This is a genomic window from Holdemanella porci (assembly GCF_019052655.1).
Lineage (GTDB): Bacteria > Bacillota_I > Bacilli_A > Erysipelotrichales > Erysipelotrichaceae > Holdemanella > Holdemanella hominis.
Window position 1 is genome coordinate 1 of sequence record NZ_JAHQVB010000039.1, and the last position, 18,703, is coordinate 18,703.

Consider the following 18,703-nt stretch of genomic DNA (forward strand, 5'->3'; position numbering starts at 1 on the left):
TGATATCGCAATGGATAAAATGAGTGTAAAGGAGTACGCAAATCCATTCTCAGAAGCAGAGCAACAGGCATATAAACAAGAAAAAGCAAAGAAAAGGAAATAGTAAAAAATGAAGCCCTTTGAGGGCTGGCGAGAGTCAAAAGCGATAGCTTGAACGAAGTGAAAGCAGCGCCTTGAGACGCGAGCTGGCAGTAAAGGCTTATAGCCGCAGAGAAAACCGCGCTTTTTAAATGCGGTTTTTATTTGTATAAAAGTGTAGTAAAATTTAAATATGAAAATCAATGAAAAACTAACAAAACCAATTACGGAAGTCAATTATTTACGAGCTGAAAATGTGGATCGATATCGCGTTATTATTCGATATTTTTATGAGCAATATGAGAAAATTCAATATTGGCTATATAAAGAAGATGTATTTGAAGCTATGATTCAAACAGGACTTTTTCCAAATTATACGCTAGATCAATGTCAATCAGATTTATCTTCATTAACGGAGTGGAAAAATTTGATTGCGATTCAAGATACATCTAAGGTAACGTCAATTGAGGAGTTTAAAAACAGAAAATATCGTTATCAATTATCTGAGTATACGATTGAAATAGAACGAATGACTTTAAAGCTAGAAAATTTACAAGTTGAAGGAGCATCTCTTGAGCCAACTTTACTTGAAAGAATTCAATATCAAATTATGTGTATTGAAACTTTACAAGATGCAAGTATGTTAGAAATTCATACGTGGTGGAAAGATTTAAATGCAAATTTTATTCGTTTAAACCAAAATTATCAAGATTATATTCGAACTTTAAATAGTGCAAAAGCAGAGGAAATGATGAAAACAGAGTCATTCTTATTATTTAAAGAAAAGATCATTTCTTATTTAAGAAACTTTGTCAAAGGCTTACAAGAACACGCAATGATCTTAGAGGATTATATTCAAAATATACCATTTGAAACGATTGTTATTTTGATTGAAAAAGCTGTGAATTATGAAATGTCTATTCCAAGAATGGATGATAAGATCCAAAAACAAGACATATATGACAATTTTATGGCGAGATGGGACAGCATATACAGTTGGTTTGTGGGAAAAAATGGAATTAGCGAAGTAAATCGCATGTCCGATATAACGAATGAAATCATCCGTAAAATCACGCGTTATGCCCAACAAATTGGAGAATTACAGAATCAAGGTGCCAATCGAGCCGAAGAATACAAACATATTTCAGATTTATTTGGTAAATGCCAAGATTTAAACCAAGCCCATAAAATGAGTGCCTTGTTTTTTGGTGTGGATAAACCACTGCATATGCAAGCTATTCATAATCGGAATACAGATTCTATTGATAGTGGTGTATATGAAGAAGAAATAACATATTACGCATTAGAACCTAGAACTCGAGTAGCTACAGTAAAGACAAAGAGACAACCGGCTCAAGATTATAATTTAGAAAAAGAGCAACAACGATTAGAAATATTAAAACATAAACAAGCGCAAAACGAAAAATTAAAGAATTATATTCAAGATGGAGTGGTTGACTTTGAAAAAATAGATATATTAGATGGTGAATCTAGAAAAATATTATTATCATGGTTATCTGAAGGATTGAATGATGTTAGTAAGACTGCAAAAACAGATGATGGCCGCGATTTTTATATTGATGATTCTAATTTAAAAACAATAGAAGTTAAATGCGAAGACGGAATCTTTGTGATGCCTAGTTATCGTATTTGTTTTAAGAGGTAGCCGACATGGATGCATTACAAGAATTATTAAAACGTAAATGGATTCTACGAAAGGAAGATCCAGAACTATATAACAGAGTCAGAGATTCGGTAAAAGAAATCCGTAAATTTGTACAAGAAAAGTTTGGCTATATGATTATTCTTACGCCGTATCTAATTAAATTAGAAAAAATACCAGGATATGTTGAAGAATGGATGGGAATCCAAGAATTTCAATCCGTTCAAGAATATCAGATGTTTTGTTTTGTATTGTTGTTTTTGGAATCAAAAGAACGCGAAGAACAATTTGTATTATCTTCATTAACAGAATATATTCAAATGCAATTTCAAGAAGGAGTGATTGATTGGACACACTTTAATACACGAAGACAATTAGTACGTGTATTAAAATATTGTCTATCTATCCACATAATTGAACTTGATGATGGTAGTGAAGAAGGCTTTATTAAGAACAAGGATACCGAAGCTTTATATGAAAACACAGGATATTCTCGATATGTAATCCGTAATTTTGCCCATGATATAATGGACATTCATTCATTGGAAGATATAAAAAAATCAGAGTGGTTTTCTATGGAAGAAGATCGAGGCGTCGTAAGAAGACAAAGAGTGTATAGACGATTGTTGTTGTCACCAGGCATCTATAGAACAGATAAAAATGATGAGGATTTTGTGTATGTTCGACATTATTATCGTCAAATTGAAAAAGATTTTCAAAGTATTATGCCATGCGATCTACATTTACATGCATCAAGTAGCTATATTGTCCTGGATGAATATTGTAATGTAGGAACAATTTTTCCAAGTCGAAATACAATTTCAGATTTAGTTTTAGTTTGTATGCAGCAAATTACTAAAAAAATAAAGAATGGAATGTTAAAAGTAAATGAAGAAGAAATCACCTATATAGAAAAGGAACTTTTATTAAAATGGATGCGCAAATGGATCAAAAATAATATAGCGTTTCTTCCTAAAAAATATCAAGATATGGGTGAATCTTTAGTGAGTGAAAACGTGTTAGATACAATGAAAAATTATGGATTTGTAGATGAAGAAGAAAATAGAATTAAAATCAATCCAATTTGTGGAAAAATTGGTGGTGGATTTGATGTTGAGGTGAAAAGAAATGTTAACAAGTAAATGGCATATGCACCGTATGGGCCTGATTGATTTTTGGTATTATACAAATGAAGAATTTTATTTTAAAAATGGTCATATTCTCTTAAGAGGAAGCAATGGAAGTGGAAAATCGGTTACGATGCAAAGCTTTATTCCTATCTTATTAGATGGAAATAAGAATAGTGAACGTTTAGATGCGTTTGGTACCAAAGCTCGAAAGATGGAAACCTATTTAATTGATGAAAATTCAACTCGAGATGAACGAATTGCATATTTATACTTAGAATTCAAAAGAGAAGATTCCGATATTTTTAAAACAATTGGAATGGGAATGAGAGCACGAAAGAACAAGCCTTTAGATACTTGGTATTTTGTGATTGAAGACAATCAACGAATTGGTAAAGATATTCAGCTAATGGAGCATAATTTGGCAATATCGAAACAAAGCTTAAAAAATCGAATTCAACATCAATTTATTGAAACACAACGAGAATATATGGCTCGAGTGAATCAAGCTCTTTTTCAATTTCCAACACTAGATGATTATAAAGAAAGTATCAACTTGTTAGTTAAATTACGTTCTCCAAAATTAAGCAACTCATTAAAGCCAACAATAATCAATGAATTGTTGTCAGAATCTTTACAACCTTTAAGTGAAGATGATTTACGTCCTTTAACAGAAGCATTATCCAATATGGATGAAGTCCAAAGTCGTTTAGAAGTATTAAAACAAAGTCAACAGGCAGCTAAATCAATTCAAAATGTATATGAACAATATAATTATGCTTTATTAGATAAGAAAAGTTTACAGTATATAGAACAAAAAAATAAATTGGATGAATTAACGAAGAAACAGAAAGGTTTTTATGAGCAAAAGAATCACGCAAGTGAAATGATTCTTGAAATCAAAAAAAAGTTAGACGATATACATGTCGAAAAATCCGTACTTGAAGAAGAATATAGTGGTTTGGCCAAACAAGATCTGCTTCAATTAGCCAGTGATGTACAACGGTATAAAGAAGATTTGACGCAACAAGAAAAAGCTCTAAAGAACAAGGTGCAACAAGAATCAAATAAAGATAATGCATATGTTTCATGTAAATTAAAGTATGATAAACAAAAAGATTATAATGATTCTTTAGAATATGAGATTCATAAAAACTTAAAACAATTAGACCAATTGAATGAAAATATGCAGTTTGATGAGCATATAGCTTTAAAACAAGATTTCTTAATGAATCTAAATCATACTTATGATTTTAATTACACAAAATCAAAAATTGAAAAAGAATTGAATGTATTAAATCAAGGGTTGGCTTTGTTTCAAAAAATCGATAATCAAAAAGTATTATTAAATCATGTACAAGATGATTATGAAAAAGAACAAAGTCTATTAGAACAAATTGAAACTGAATTAAAAGCATATCAAGAGCAATTTCGCTTGTTAAAAGAAGAATATCATGAAAAATTTTTAGCTTGGAATGAATCCAATCAAATTTTAAAAATGGATGCATCGACAATGAAAAAGTTTTTTGAAATCATATCGGATTATGGAAATACAGAAAGATATTATGAAATTGATCAAGATATTCACAATCGTTATATTTGGTATTTAAAAAATCAAACGGAGACGATTTCAAAATTATCTATTGAAATTAAACAATTAACGAAGGAACTGCAAAAGATTCAAGAACAATATGAATATTGGAATTGTTTAAAAGATCCTCAACCAGATATTGCCAAAGAACAAGAAGAGGCAAGACAATACCTAGAGGAAAAGAAAATTCCATTCATCCCTATGTATACTTTATTGGATTTTGATGATTCTTTAAATCAAGATGAAAAAAATGCGATAGAAGAACAATTGTTAAGCAGTGGTTTAATGACAGCTTTGATTGTTCCTGATATGTATCAAGAAGAAATTTTAAATCTACCCAAGGGTATGAAAGAATCTTTCTTGTTTACACATAATAAAATAGAAGAACTAGAAGTTTGTATTCTACATTCTAAAATTGATTATATTTCTTTATGTGATACTTTTGGATTGGATGAAGGTTCTGTAAAATTCTTTGACAATGGTTTTGAAATAGGAAATATTTGTAGTGTAATTAGTCAAACAAGAAAATCTATTTTTATTGGGAAAGCCTCTAGAGAAGCGTATCGAAAAAGCCAACTAGAAAAACTGAAAGAAGATATAAATAAAAAAAAGGAAGGCATTCAAGAATTAGAGAGTAATTTGAAAATTGCACAGGATAAAGTAAAAACTTTGGAAAAAGAATATGCTGGATATCCTAAAAAAGCAGATTTAGATTCAAGTTTATTGGATGTAAATCGAATGCTTTTAAAGCAAGAGCATTCTATCGAACAAATTAAAAAGTATATTGAACAAAGAAATCAATACCAAATATGTATTCAAAATTTGAATAAAGAAATAACGAATATTTCTGAGAAATTAGGGATTTCTAACACAGAAGATGTCTTTAGATTAAGAAAAGATTTGTTTATTGAATATAAAGATGAACTTGTTCAAATGGAATCTATACATGAAAAGTATATTGTGAATATAGATTTATTTATATCTCTAGAATCACAATTGGAAGATTTGAGAATAGATTTAGACTCTATTCGTTATGAGAAGAAACAATTGGAGTTTCAACTTCATAAGCTGCAACAATTGATTTCAGTAAAAGAAGCACAATTGAATGAGATGGGATATGAAAAAATTAAGGAACGAATGTCAAAGATTATGAATCGTTTGGATGAAATTCCAAAAGTTGTTTCAAATCTATATCAAGAAGATGGAAGATGGCAAAATATTAAAGAACAATGTGAAAAGGATATTTTGGAAAATGCATCTTTAATTGAAACGCAAAGTACAAAAGCAGAAAGCTATAAAAAATATTATGAATTGGAATTGGATTTAGGATATGTATCAATTGAAGAAAAGAATCCTGTGTCCATTCATAAACATATTGTAAATTTATATCCAAATCTAAAAAACAAAGATACTTTGGGAAATGATCTTCAAACTGTATTTTTTATGAACCGAGGTTTCTTGCAAGATTATAATCTTCATTTCATTACATTATTTAATGATCAAGAAGATACAATGGCACGTTTGAATATTAAAGCTCGATATAAAGGAAAACAAATTGATTTCACAATGTTATTAAAACAACTTGAGATAGATATTGAAAAACAATCTGAATTGGTAAGCAGTCAAGATCGACATTTAATTGAAGATGTACTAGTGAATACGATTTCGAGTAAAATACGTGTTCATATTCGAAGCAGTAAACGATGGATTGAAACTATGAATAAGTATATGAAAGAAATGAATACTAGCAGCACTTTAAAACTTGGATTGCAATGGAAATCAAAAAAAGCAGAAAATGAAGATGAACTCAGTTCAGAATCATTAGTTCGCTTATTAGAAAAAGATTTACAGTTGTTAAAAGAATCAGATTTTCAAGCCTTATCCAATCATTTCCGTTCAAAAATTAAATGTGCTAGAAGAAATGCAGAAGATCCAAATTCGAATTTGAGTTTCCATCAAGCAATGAAAGATCTATTAGATTATCGTTCATGGTTTGATTTTACAATTATGTATGAAATTGGAAGTGAAAAACGTAAAGAGCTGACGAACAATCGTTTTTATGTGTTTAGTGGTGGTGAAAAGGCCATGGCCATGTATGTTCCTTTGTTTTCAGCGGTAGCCGCAAAATTCGCCTATGCCAGTGATGATGCACCTTTAATTATCGCCTTAGATGAAGCATTTGCGGGAGTGGATTCTAAAAACATTGATTCCATGTTTGGATTAATCAAAAAATTTGGTTTTGATTATATTATGAATTCTCAAGTATTATGGGGAGATTATCCAAATGTAGATGCCCTAGCAATTTATGAATTATATCGTCAAAATGATGCTAAATATGTAACTACAATACGATATGAATGGGATGGTCATGTTAAAAGGTTGGTTGGTGCATGATGAATGAAGAATTTTGCCAATATTTATATGACAATGAGTTTTCTGAATTTATGCATCTATGGAAAAAACAATATGAAAAATATGGCACTTGCAAAGGAAGTATTAATTTAGTATTAGATGAAACAAATCGCGCATGTATAAGCGGTTTATTGGGAAAAGATTATTATGGTGTTGATTGTGCACATATTACTTTTCAACAACTTCAAAAGGCAATATCAAATACCAAATATGAGAATTGTGATTTTAACGAAGTGTTAAAAATGTACTTTAATCATGATATTTTGACAAATAAAAATCGACAAGAACAAGAACAGATGCGAATTCAAAATATATTTAAACATCTTTTAGAACAAGAAGGAAAAAGCCAACAGTGGATTCATCATATATATACTGACCATGATTCTGTCTATGTTCGTATTGTGCAAGCTTCAAAAGAAAATGAACAAAAATGTATAAATACGGTAGACGTAGTGATGAAGGCTTTAAACCAATTGCCAATGTGGCAAGATAAGAAAGAAAATATATCTATTTTTGCTAGCTTACATACAAAAAATCCACATGCTTTTGATAAGAATACCTTTGCCTATTATTTATTGATGCATGGAATTGTTTATTTTCTAAAAGTAGATTTTCCTAAAACAAATTTAGAACAAAATGAAATTCTATATCGTGCAGGACTCTATCAAGATGGTATTAGTAATTATTGTAGTATCGCAAGACTTCAAGCGTTGAATGAAAACTATCAACCACATTTAGGTTGGACAGGATTTTATGATTCGTACGAAGCTTTAAATGTGAATATGGATAATTTATTACATATTCGCTCTATTGTATATTGTGATAGAGTTTATGTTGTAGAAAATCCAGCTGTATTTCAAGCTTTGCTGAAAATGATAAAGAAAGAAAAAATCGAAAAGATTGGCTTAGTATGTACGAATGGACAATTGAATTATTCAGCCTATCTTCTTTTAGACATATTGGTGAATTCGAATGTTGAGACTTATTACAGTGGAGACATGGATCCAGAAGGATTATTGATAGCTGATAAAATTAAACAAAGATATCCTAGTATAAAACTTTGGTGTTATGATGTAAGGCATTACGAAATTTCAAAATCAAAAGAGCAGGCAGCAGATCAAAGAATGCATATGTTGGATGCTTTAAAAGATGAGACATTGATTCGAATTGGAAAATGTATTAATGAAAATAAAAACAGAGTTGGATATCAAGAAAATATGATTGAGGAATATTACAATAGCTTTAGATTCGATGTTAAAAAAACGCCTATATCCATTGGATAGGCGTTTCATTGTTTTTAACTAGATATTCATTCGCAAGCTTAAAATGATTATTTCCAAAGAAACCACGATAAGCGCTTAAAGGACTAGGATGAGGACTTGTAAGAATTAAATGTTTTGGATTTGTCAGTAATTTCTTAGATTGAATAGCCTTGGATCCCCATAATAAAAATACAACAGGACCATCCTTTTCATTGATCCATCGCAAAGCCTCGTTTGTGAAATTCTGCCATCCTTTATCTTGATGAGATAAAGGTTTATGCTCTTCAACTGTAAGGATAGTATTCATTAATAGTACTCCTTGTTTAGCCCAGTCGGTCAAATCACCCGTGCGATGTACAGGAGTTTGATACTCATTTTCTAGTTCTTTATACATGTTTTGTAAAGATGGAGGTAAAGGAAAGTTGCTTGGTACACTAAATGAGTAACCTTGAGCTTGTCCTGGACCATGATATGGATCTTGTCCTAAAATAACAACTTTTGTATCTTTTAAAGAAGTTGTTTTAAAGGCTGCAAAAATATTTTCTTTTGCAGGATAAATATTTTTTGTTTTATATTCCTCAGCTAAAAAATATCGTAAATTTAGTAAATAATCTTTTTGTATTTCTTGATCAAACAGTTGATCCCAGTCATTATGCATAATCATGTGATTCACTTCTTTCTTTAGTGATATAATAATACCATGAATGTACAAGAGAAAATTAATAAAATGGAAAATTGTCGTGGAAAAAACCATGACCTATTAGAATTCAGACAATGGTTAACGGATGCAATACCAAATCATACAGCCTTAAAAAAGATTCAGGTAGCTGGTACAAACGGAAAGGGAAGTACTTCAATTTGGCTAAGAGATTTGTTGATGAAAAAAGGATATAAAGTAGGGGTTTTTACATCTCCACATTTGATTCATCATACAGAAAGAATACGCGTGAATGATACATGTATTACTTTAGCTGATTGGGAAAGAATCTATGATCAATATGAAGAGTTATTCTTATTACATAAGATGACAATGTTTGAAATGGATCTATGGATGTCAATGGCCTATTTTATTGAACAACAAGTTGATTACTGCATTATTGAAGCTGGGATGGGAGGTCGTTTGGATGCGACAACAGCTTTGGATTATGAAGCCTGCTTAATTACTAATGTAGGACTTGATCATACGGAATATTTAGGGGATACATTTGAACAAATCGCTTATGAAAAATCAGGTGTATTTAAACCAAATGTTCCTGCTCTGACAACCGAAGATAAACCGGAATGTCAAAAAGTAATGGAGCTTGTTGCAGATTATATGAAAACACCATTATGTTTTATTGATTGTCAAGAAACTGATGTATTGAGATGGAATGGTATGACATTTCATTTGAATCCACCGTTATATCAGGCTAAAAATTTATCTCTAGCATTAGAAACGTTGAATGTACTTGGAATTTGGCTCGAAGAAAATGAAATTCAACAGGTAATTGATCATTTTAAATGGGCAGGCAGATATATGGTTCTTAGAAAAGATCCATTGGTTTTATTAGATGGAGCACACAATGTACATGGAATAACAGCGTTGACACAATCTTTGAAGGATTTTACAGGAAAGATTTATTTTTCGGTATTAAAAGAGAAGGATGCACCGCATATGATTGAATTACTTCAATCCATTAGTAAAGACATTACATTAGTAGAAATATCGAGTGCTCGTCTATATCCATTAGAAAAATTAGGGTATCCTATTATTACAGTGGATGAGTTGATCTCAAGACTTTTAGATACAAAAGAAGACAGTTTATTATGTGGTTCTCTATATTATGTAGGAGAAGTATTAGAAAAATGGGGCAATGTTTGACACACCCTATTTTAGCGCTTAGAATTGTTCTGTTGAGACTGGAGCGATAATATGTTTACGATTGAGGAGTTTTTGCGTATATCCAATCAAATGAGGGATTATTATGCAAAAAAAATAAAAGATAGTTTTCAAGAATTTAATTTTTCACCAAATGAAATATCTATCTTGATTGTTTTAAAGAATAATTCAACTATTACAACAAGTACGGAATTAAAAGTGGTGTTAGGCGTTTCAAAGACTCTGATTTCTAGAAGTGTTGATTCGTTGGAAAAAAAGGGACTTATTTGTACTTGCATAGATGAAAAAGATAGTCGAATACACCATTTACAACTCACAGGCGAGTGTAAACCTATTTTAAAGATTATTGATGAAGAGATTGGTAAAATCAATAAAACATTATTTAATGATGTGTCTGTAGAAGAAATGAAAAGCTTGAAGCAGACGATGAGTAAATTACAGAAGTGTGTTGAAAAAGAAGAATAGTTATATAGCATATAACCATTAAACTTGCTACAATAGAAGTAACAAGGGAGGTGTTCTTATGGACAACACAGTTTTGTATGATCTTTCTTATGGTATGTATGCCGTGGGTGTAAAAGACGGCATGCGCGAATGCGGATGTATTGTGAATACTGTATTTCAGGTTTCTACGATAGGACCGCTAATTGCCTTGAGCATGAACAAGGATAATTATACTTGTTCTTTGATTGAAAAAAATAAGTATTTTTCTTTATCAATCTTGCCTGAAACAATAGATTCACAAGTGATTACGGATTTAGGTTTTCAAACAGGAAAAGATAAAGATAAGTGGGCGAAGTTGAATCATCATTTGTTTAGAGAATTGCCTGTTGTAGATGATGCGTTAGGATACATGATGTGTGAAGTACAAAGTCAGATGGATGCAGGAACACACTTTGTATTCTTGGCAAAAGTCGTTGATGCCAAGAAAGGTGATTCTGGTAAACCAATGACCTATGCATATTATCATAATGTATTAAAACAAAGCGCACCGGCAAAAGCACCTACATACAGAAAAGAAGAAAAGTGGGTATGTAGTGTTTGTGGATATGTATATGATGGTGATGATTTTGAAAGTGAACCAGATGATTATGTATGTCCAGTTTGTGGAGCTAAAAAAGACATGTTTAAATTGCAGTAAAAAAGGTGGACCTATTAACGGTTCACCTTTGGCTTTAATTGAATACATGTTTTCATTACTAAATATAAAATAACGACTTGGAATGGTAATGAAATTAAGTTTTTGATTAATTTAGGACTCGCAATAACTAAGAATGGAGTTCCCCACAACATAGATGTAAATAGTGTGTTTAGAAATAAACTGACAACTACATCATATGTTATTCGACATAAGATGACGCGAACCCAAGTGATTCTTTCGCAGTTATAGAAGTAAGCTGAAAAAATACATGCGCTTGCCATAGTTGAAATCATAAAGATCGGATAATATGCACCCACAGGTTTAACCATGTAATTGACTAAATCTAATAATGGTGCAAGCACTAAGTTTGGAATGGGTCCATAAAGTAAGCAGCTAGCAGCTATCGCAATGGATGCAAAGCCTATTTTTAACTGGTTTGTGATTTGGATGGATCCAAACAAGTTAAGAATAACATTTAGGGCAAAAAATAATGCCACACCTACGATAACACGCACGTTTTTTAATGAGCGTGCATTTTCTTTTAACATTACAAAGTATTGATTCATATATAAAAAGACCTCCTTTTTTCCATATTGCGATACAAAAAAAGAAAGTCTTTAATTTTTTCGATCACAACAGCGGGATGCAAAATATGTACCGCAAGAATAACTTTTCGTTCCTTAACCAACTCCCCGTGTTAAAGACACTTAACGCACATATTTTTACTCTGTATGTAATTGAATTATATGTATTAAAAAGAGATCTGTCAACAGATCTCTTTAATTGTTATTCAATTGTAGCTTTGTCTAACGCTTTAACGAAGTCATACAATGCAGCTGTATCTAAGTTTTTGATCTTTTTGTTGTATAGATCATAGTAACTTAAACCATTGATTGCTACATATGGACATAAAGCAGAAACTTTTTCATAAGCTTCCTTATAAGCAGCAGTACTTGCAGCTTGATCAGTTGTATGTAATGCAGTATCTAACAATGCATCTAAATCAGGATCTGATAAACGAGCTGTGTTATCTGTTTGACCAGTTTGGCATAATAAGTTGATACCAGTGTCATCACCTGAACTAAATTGCCATCCCATGTAAGATACTTCCCAATCGTTAACTGTATCATCACCTTGAACTGTTGCAACCATTGTGTTGAATTCACTTAAGTTTGTCTTGAAATCAACGCCAAGTTCATCGCCCCAAGCTTTTTCTAGCATTGGAAGTATTGTATCTAATTGATCTTTACCTTTTGTAGAAACCATACGAACAGTTAATTTTTGTCCATCTTTTTCACGTTTTCCATCACTTCCTACAGTCCAACCAGCATCGTCTAAGATTTGTTTAGCTTTTTCGATGTCATAATCATAGTAAGTCATGTTGTCATCTTTTTCTTTACCAGTAATGATATCACCTAATTGTGATGAAATTGGGTTAGCCATTAATACTGGAACGAAACCAGGTTGAGTTTTCTTAACATCTTTACTTCCTTTAGAGAATGAGTAGTAGCTATCAACAAATGATTGACGGTCAATCGCATAAGTTAATGCTTGACGTACAGCAGGATCTGCAGTGGCTCCAGCTTCACAGTTGTAAATAAAGTATTGCATTGAGCTTGATGCGTAGTTGTTGTAAGTTAAGTTCTTATCTAAACTTGCAGTACCAACTTTATCAGCGTTATCAGCTTGTGGTAATAAATCAACAGTTCCTTTTTGAAGTTCTTGAAGTTCTGTTGAAGTATCACAAATCTTCATTACAACATTATCAATTTGGTATTCTCCATCTTCAGCTTTAAATTTATCATTCTTAACAAATGTGGCGGCTGAATCTTTTTGGAAGTTTTTCAATACATATGGTCCAGTACCAATTGGTTTACTAGCCTTGTCTTCAAACATCTTTGTATCACCTTTTTTGTATTTTTTGAATTGTGAATTAGAGATGATTGGGAATGTACCAACTTGGCTTATCGCGTCGATTCTTGGTGTTGCCAAGTGGAAGGCAACTGTGTAATCGTCGATTTTTTCAACACCACTTAGAGTTTCGGCATCTCCTTCGTGATATTCTTTATAACCTTCTAAGTAATCAACATACGTTGAGAAACGACCAGTATAGCTTGGGTCAGCCATAGCTGTAAATGTCAATACAACATCATCTGCATCCAATTTAGATCCATCAGAGAATTTCACTCCTTTTTTCAATTTGAATGTTAATGTTGATCCATCCTCACTAATAGTTGGTTGTTCAGTAGCAAGTTCTGGTTGTAATTGATTATCACGATCATAGCTCAACATACTTTGATAAACCATTTCAATAACGTAATCATCATATACAGTTTGATAATACAATGGAGAGAAAATTCCATTGAAACCTGTGTTTAAGCCAACTGTCAACGTTTTACCATTTGCACCAGATGATCCACCAGCACAACCAGTCATCATTGCAGCTGCCATACATACGGCACCGGCCTTCTTTAAATAGTGACTTGTTTTCATAATTTGCACCTATCCCTTCTTGTGATGTCACTAGTGTAAAACTTTACAATGAAAAATGCAAGTAAAATTTACATTAATTTACATTTGTGTGTAAAATAATTACAATTTATACATAATGTATACGATATATAAACAATATGTTATTTAATGTATACAGATTTTGTAGATAAACTATGAGAAAAAGTTCACATTGTTTTTGTGGTAAATAAAGCATTTTTGGACTATACTTTGATAGAAAAGAGGTAGTTAAAGTTATGATTATTGATGAATTAGAAAAAAAGGTCCAAGGAAAGGGAGTACGAATCGTATTTACCGAAGGTTGGGATCCACGTGTACAAAAGGCAGCTATTGATTTGAAAAATAATGATGTTGTACGCCCAGTATTATTAGGAACTCCAGAAGAAATTGCTGGCTGTGCACAAAAGAATAGTTTAAATGTTGAAGGAATCGAACAAATCGATCCAAATAACTTTGATCACATGGATGAAATGGTCCACAAAATGGTCGAATTACGTCGTGGTAAAATGGACGAAGAAAAAGTTCGTAAAGCATTGAAGAGTACAAACTATTTTGGAACTATGTTAGTTCAAATGGGATATGCCGATGGTTTATTAGGTGGTGCTACATACTCTACTGCAGATACTGTACGTCCAGCATTACAATTGATTAAAACAGCTCCAGGAAACCAATTAGTTTCTTCTTGCTTCATTTTAATTAAAGAAGAATCTCAATTGATCATGGGTGACTGCTCAATCAACATTAACCCTAATACAGATGATTTAGTAGAAATCACTATGCAAACAGCTAACTCAGCTCGTCAATTTGGTGTAGAACCAAAAGTTGCATTATTATCATACTCAACAATGGGTAGTGCAAAAGGTGAATGCGTTGCTAAGATGACTGAAGCAAGTGATCGTTTGCGTCGTATTGCTGATTTTGATATTGATGGAGAAATGCAATTTGACTGTGCAGTAAGTGAAGAAGTTGCTCGTTTAAAAGCTCCTAATTCAAAAGTTGCTGGACATGCAAATACTTTTATTTTCCCTAACTTGTCAAGTGGAAATATTGGATACAAAATTGCTGCTCGTTTAGGTGGATATGAAGCAGTTGGACCAATCTTACAAGGATTGAACGCGCCAATCAATGACTTATCTCGTGGATGTACTTCAGATGAAATCTACAAGATGGCTATTGTAACTGCTGCTCAAAAAGATATGGATATCTAATTTAAATAATTATATTTTTCGATAAAAGAATCTCAATTGAGGTTCTTTTTTTCGTGCTATGAAAAAAAGAGATGATTTCTCATCTCTTAAACTACGATATTAAAAACATGTACTGCAATATTGAAATAAACTAGAATAGAGCAAGTATCTACAATTGTTGTGATTAATGGACTGGCCATAATAGCTGGATCTACACCAATCTTATTTGCAAATAATGGAAGAATACAACCAATTAATTTTGCAACAATAACAACAATCATTAATGAAAGGGCAATGACAATTGCGATATTAAAGTTTTGGTATTGAATGAAAATACGTAAACCATTAGCTGCAGCCAAAATAAATCCAACAACAAGTGAAATTCTAAATTCTTTAAACATAACTTTAAAAATTTCTTTAAAATGAATTTCTCCCAAAGCTAAACCACGAATAATCAAAGTTGAACTCTGTGATCCACAGTTTCCACCTGTATCCATCAACATTGGAATAAAAGATACTAGTAATGGTACGGCGCTGAAGGCATTTTCATATCGGGTGATAATACTTCCTGTGATTGTGGCAGAAAACATTAAGACAAGTAGCCATAAGATACGGTGTTTTGCTTGTTGCCAAACCGTAGTTTCAAAATATGTTTTTTCATTGGGTTCCATGGCAGCCATACGAGAAATATCTTCGTTGGTTTCATCAACCATAACATCCATGGCATCGTCAAATGTAACAATACCAACAAGACATCCATCACTATCAAGTACGGGCATCGCAATCAAGTCATATTTTCTAAATAAGTGAGCAACCTGCTCCTGATCTGTATGAGTGTGTACAGAAATAATGTTCGTATTCATTAGATTTGTGATATTTTCATCATCATCACTCGTCATTAAGCTTTTAGCTGTCACAATACCAATCAATTTTTTATTTTCTGTGACATAACAAGTATAAATAGTTTCCTTATGAATACCAATATCTTTAATATGGTTCATGGCCTGTTTTACAGTCATTGTTTTTTTCAATGTGACATATTCAGTCGTCATGATTGAACCGGCACTGTCTTCAGGATATTTTAAAAGTTTGTTGATGGTTGAACGCTTATTTGAATCTAAGTTTTTCAAAATACGCGTTACTAAGTTTGCAGGTAGATCCTCTAACATATCTACTGTATCATCCATATAAAGATCATCTAATAGTTCTTTTAATTCAGTTTCTGAAAACATGTCTACCAGATATGTCTGCATCTTCGAACTCATGCATGAGAATACATTGGCAGCTTTTTCTTTAGAAATTAAACGGAATGCCAAAGCACATTCTTTCGCATCTAACTCTTCTAAAAAGGCAGCTGTATCCATATCGTTCATTTCGGAAAGTATATTTTGTGCAGTTTTGTATTTTTTGTCTTGTAGTAATTGAATGAATTCTTCTTTGTTCATCATAATTATGTACCTCTGCTTTCTTTAAATAATTCAAACTATTCCCATCCGGATCCGTACACATACAAGCCTCACCTCCTTATATAAAGAAAACGCCATTGCCTAAACAATGACGTCATTAACCTAAGTATCACCGTTCAAGCTTTAGTATCACAGGGCATATTAATTACATTAAGCCAAGCCTTTGCGACTTAGCCTGCTGACCAACGAGTTGTGTCTCCACAACTTTGCGGCAGTAATCTTAGGAAATCCAAATCCCTGCGGTAACCTCACCTACCGTATATCTTTATGTACGTGAAAAGAATAATATAAATTAGTAAGTGAGTCAACCTTAACAGTATAAAAACTATGTTAAATTTAAATAATATGAAAACTATCCTTATTTTTAAGAATTTCTGGTGTCTTTCTAAGAATGAAATCTAGAAATGTCTTACTTGCATAAGATAAAGTATCGTAATTATTATAGGCGAATCCAACATGACGAAATAGATTTTCTTGTATTGGAATCAAACACAAATCATCATAGTCGCTCAAAGCGTTTTGATAAAGTATAGAAATACCTAAATTCTGTCGTATCATAGCTAAAATAGTAAATTCATCATATACTTTGTGTTTAATCTGTACATGTAATCCTAGATTTTGGAATGTTTTTATTGGCAAAGAATATTCTCCCTCATCTAATTGAATGAAAGGGTACTTTGCGATTTGTTTCATGCTTAATACTTCATAATTAGCTAACACATGACTTTGTGGCACCAACGCAAACATTTCATCATAATACAATTCTTGATATTGAACTCGCTGGATGGCATCAATACAAGTGAATCCTAAATCAAGACTTCCTTCTAATAATTGTTGTTCAATATTTGTGTATTCACTTTGATACAGTTCAAATTGTATGTTTGGATACATTTCAATGAATTTTTCCATTAATGAAGGCAAAAGATGTCGAGATACACTTGTGAATGTACCAATTCTTAATGTGACTTGGTCCACCCCTTTCATTTCCTGCTTTTTAGTACGAAGATTATCAAGGCTTGCCTGAACAGATTTTAAATAGGGAATATATGCATGTCCATCTTTACTAAGAATGACACCACGTTTTTGTCGAATGAATAAAGTGGTTTCTAATTCTTCTTCTAAAGATTTTATTGTTTGAGAAACTGCACTTTGTGAAAAGCCAAGATCTTTAGCAACTTGACTAATTGTTTTTGTTTCTAATACTTTGAAAAAATATCATATTTTGTTAGATTCATATCTATCACATTTTCTTATGGAAGTATTATAAATATTTGATTTACAAATAACAATTCGATTCTTATAATGCATAGAAATAAGGAGTGAGATTATGGAGTTTAAAAAAGGAATCAAAGATAGTATTCCGGTAGGAATGGGATACTTTGCGGTTTCCTTCTCATTAGGAATCATCGCAAAAAATGTAGGCTTATCACCAATACAAGGTTTTTTGACTAGCCTATTCATAATTGCATCGGCAGGAGAATATGCTGTCTTTTTAATGATTAGTACACATGGTACTTTCATTCAGATGGTTATCATGACTTTAGTCAGTAATGCTCGCTATTTCTTAATGAGTTTTGCGCTCAGTCAATAAATCGAAGAAAAAACGAATCTGCTTCATAGGATGTGTATTGGTTTTGATTTAACAGATGAATTATTTGGCTTGGCAATCAATCACGAAGGGAAAGTGAATCATAAATATATATGGTACATATTTGGTGGCACTTCCATGTTGGGCACTAGGAACTGCATCGGGAATAGTTGCTGGTAATAGTCTTCCTACAAAAATTGTAGCGAGTTTAAGTGTTGCGTTATATGGTATTTTTTTTGCTATTAGTATTCCTCAGGCAAAAAAGATCGTATGATTGGACTACTCATTATTATAAGTTTCTTATTGAGTTACATTTGTAAGGATGTGACAATCTCAGGTGGAACAAGAACCACTTTATTAATAATCATAATTTCAATGGTAGCGGCCATTATAAAACCTAGAAAGAAGGAAGAAAATGTCTAATCTAATGATGTATGTAGCTACAATGACGGTTGTCACATATTTGATTCGTGTCTTGCCGTTAACACTTTTTAATAAACCCATTACCAATATATATGTTCAGTCATTTCTATATTATATTCCTTATGTGACTTTGGCTATGATGACCTTTCCTACTATATTATATGAAACTAATTCTCAGTTAGCAGGACTTGCAGCGCTAATAGTTGGAATTATGTTGGCTTGGAAAGATAACGGCTTATTTCAAGTATCCATTGCATGTTGTTTAGTCGTTTTAACAATGGAATATATAATATGAAAATAATGTCACAAAAGTGACATTACAGACTGTTGACAAAGTGACTGTCGACAGTCTTTTTAAAATCTGATAGAATATCT

General features: G+C 31.9%; 15 protein-coding genes, 1 pseudogene and 2 riboswitches. Of the genes and pseudogenes, 10 read left to right on the forward strand and 6 right to left on the reverse strand.

Going from position 1 to position 18,703, the window contains the following annotated elements:
* Positions 1 to 271 precede the first annotated feature (271 nt).
* Genes KTQ83_RS07860 through KTQ83_RS07875 form a run of 4 tightly spaced genes read left to right on the forward strand, consistent with a single transcriptional unit; the run spans position 272 to position 8,154 of the window.
* Positions 272 to 1,744 carry a TIGR02677 family protein gene (locus tag KTQ83_RS07860; RefSeq protein ID WP_217256494.1) on the forward strand — a complete coding sequence of 491 codons (1,473 nt, stop codon included), beginning with the start codon at positions 272 to 274 and terminating at the stop codon, positions 1,742 to 1,744.
* Positions 1,745 to 1,749: 5 nt separating this feature from the next.
* Positions 1,750 to 2,883, forward strand: coding sequence for a TIGR02678 family protein (locus KTQ83_RS07865; RefSeq protein ID WP_217256495.1), 1,134 nt, complete (start codon positions 1,750 to 1,752; stop codon positions 2,881 to 2,883).
* Positions 2,870 to 6,853 carry an SbcC/MukB-like Walker B domain-containing protein gene (locus tag KTQ83_RS07870; protein WP_217256496.1) on the forward strand — a complete coding sequence of 1,328 codons (3,984 nt, stop codon included), beginning with the start codon at positions 2,870 to 2,872 and terminating at the stop codon, positions 6,851 to 6,853. The genes KTQ83_RS07865 and KTQ83_RS07870 overlap by 14 nt, the downstream gene beginning before the upstream one ends.
* Positions 6,850 to 8,154, forward strand: coding sequence for a TIGR02679 domain-containing protein (locus tag KTQ83_RS07875; protein WP_217256497.1), 1,305 nt, complete (start codon positions 6,850 to 6,852; stop codon positions 8,152 to 8,154). The genes KTQ83_RS07870 and KTQ83_RS07875 overlap by 4 nt, the downstream gene beginning before the upstream one ends.
* Here the strand turns inward: KTQ83_RS07875 and KTQ83_RS07880 are convergent.
* The gene (locus tag KTQ83_RS07880) at positions 8,138 to 8,797 is read right to left on the reverse strand and encodes a uracil-DNA glycosylase (protein WP_217256498.1); all 660 of its coding nucleotides are present in this window, start codon (positions 8,795 to 8,797) and stop codon (positions 8,138 to 8,140) included. The two genes, KTQ83_RS07875 and KTQ83_RS07880, sit on opposite strands and share 17 nt — an antisense overlap.
* Before the next feature lie 36 nt (positions 8,798 to 8,833).
* On the opposite strand from KTQ83_RS07880, the gene KTQ83_RS07885 reads away from it, so the two are divergent.
* Genes KTQ83_RS07885 through KTQ83_RS07895 form a run of 3 tightly spaced genes read left to right on the forward strand, consistent with a single transcriptional unit; the run spans position 8,834 to position 11,153 of the window.
* Complete coding sequence (locus tag KTQ83_RS07885) at positions 8,834 to 9,994, forward strand: bifunctional folylpolyglutamate synthase/dihydrofolate synthase (protein ID WP_186998846.1); 1,161 nt, start codon at positions 8,834 to 8,836, stop codon at positions 9,992 to 9,994.
* A gap of 51 nt (positions 9,995 to 10,045) precedes the next feature.
* Positions 10,046 to 10,477, forward strand: coding sequence for a MarR family winged helix-turn-helix transcriptional regulator (locus KTQ83_RS07890; protein WP_117924962.1), 432 nt, complete (start codon positions 10,046 to 10,048; stop codon positions 10,475 to 10,477).
* Positions 10,478 to 10,535: 58 nt separating this feature from the next.
* Entirely contained in the window at positions 10,536 to 11,153 is a 618-nt protein-coding gene (locus KTQ83_RS07895) for a flavin reductase (RefSeq protein ID WP_117924964.1), read from the forward strand.
* Positions 11,154 to 11,167: 14 nt separating this feature from the next.
* Here the strand turns inward: KTQ83_RS07895 and KTQ83_RS07900 are convergent, their stop codons facing one another.
* Positions 11,168 to 11,719, reverse strand: a complete 552-nt coding sequence (locus KTQ83_RS07900) for a folate family ECF transporter S component (protein ID WP_186998847.1) — start codon at positions 11,717 to 11,719, stop codon at positions 11,168 to 11,170.
* Positions 11,720 to 11,787: 68 nt separating this feature from the next.
* Positions 11,788 to 11,885, reverse strand: a riboswitch (THF riboswitch).
* A 54-nt stretch (positions 11,886 to 11,939) separates the two neighbouring features.
* A complete protein-coding gene (locus KTQ83_RS07905) occupies positions 11,940 to 13,646 on the reverse strand; it encodes an ABC transporter substrate-binding protein (RefSeq protein ID WP_186998848.1) in 1,707 nt (568 codons plus the stop codon).
* 254 nt (positions 13,647 to 13,900) lie between these two features.
* Here KTQ83_RS07905 and pta point away from each other — a divergent pair, with 254 nt between their 5' ends.
* Positions 13,901 to 14,872 carry a phosphate acetyltransferase gene (pta, locus tag KTQ83_RS07910; RefSeq protein ID WP_186998849.1) on the forward strand — a complete coding sequence of 324 codons (972 nt, stop codon included), beginning with the start codon at positions 13,901 to 13,903 and terminating at the stop codon, positions 14,870 to 14,872.
* Between the two features lie 86 nt (positions 14,873 to 14,958).
* Here pta and mgtE read toward each other — a convergent pair whose 3' ends face one another.
* From mgtE to KTQ83_RS12725, 3 genes and pseudogenes are all read right to left on the reverse strand, one after another.
* A complete protein-coding gene (gene mgtE, locus KTQ83_RS07915) occupies positions 14,959 to 16,299 on the reverse strand; it encodes a magnesium transporter (protein WP_217256499.1) in 1,341 nt (446 codons plus the stop codon).
* A gap of 118 nt (positions 16,300 to 16,417) precedes the next feature.
* Positions 16,418 to 16,584: riboswitch (M-box (ykoK) riboswitch) on the reverse strand.
* 69 nt (positions 16,585 to 16,653) lie between these two features.
* On the reverse strand, positions 16,654 to 17,301 hold the full coding sequence (locus KTQ83_RS07920) for a LysR family transcriptional regulator substrate-binding protein (protein ID WP_186998850.1): 648 nt from the start codon (positions 17,299 to 17,301) through the stop codon (positions 16,654 to 16,656).
* Positions 17,302 to 17,382: 81 nt separating this feature from the next.
* Positions 17,383 to 17,520 (reverse strand): annotated as a pseudogene (locus tag KTQ83_RS12725) (LysR family transcriptional regulator); the annotation flags it as partial.
* Between the two features lie 124 nt (positions 17,521 to 17,644).
* Between KTQ83_RS12725 and KTQ83_RS07930 the strand changes: the two are divergent.
* The gene (locus tag KTQ83_RS07930) at positions 17,645 to 17,908 is read left to right on the forward strand and encodes an AzlC family ABC transporter permease (protein WP_217256500.1); all 264 of its coding nucleotides are present in this window, start codon (positions 17,645 to 17,647) and stop codon (positions 17,906 to 17,908) included.
* Between the two features lie 412 nt (positions 17,909 to 18,320).
* Positions 18,321 to 18,623, forward strand: coding sequence for an AzlD domain-containing protein (locus KTQ83_RS07935; protein ID WP_217256501.1), 303 nt, complete (start codon positions 18,321 to 18,323; stop codon positions 18,621 to 18,623).
* Positions 18,624 to 18,703: the final 80 nt, after the last annotated feature.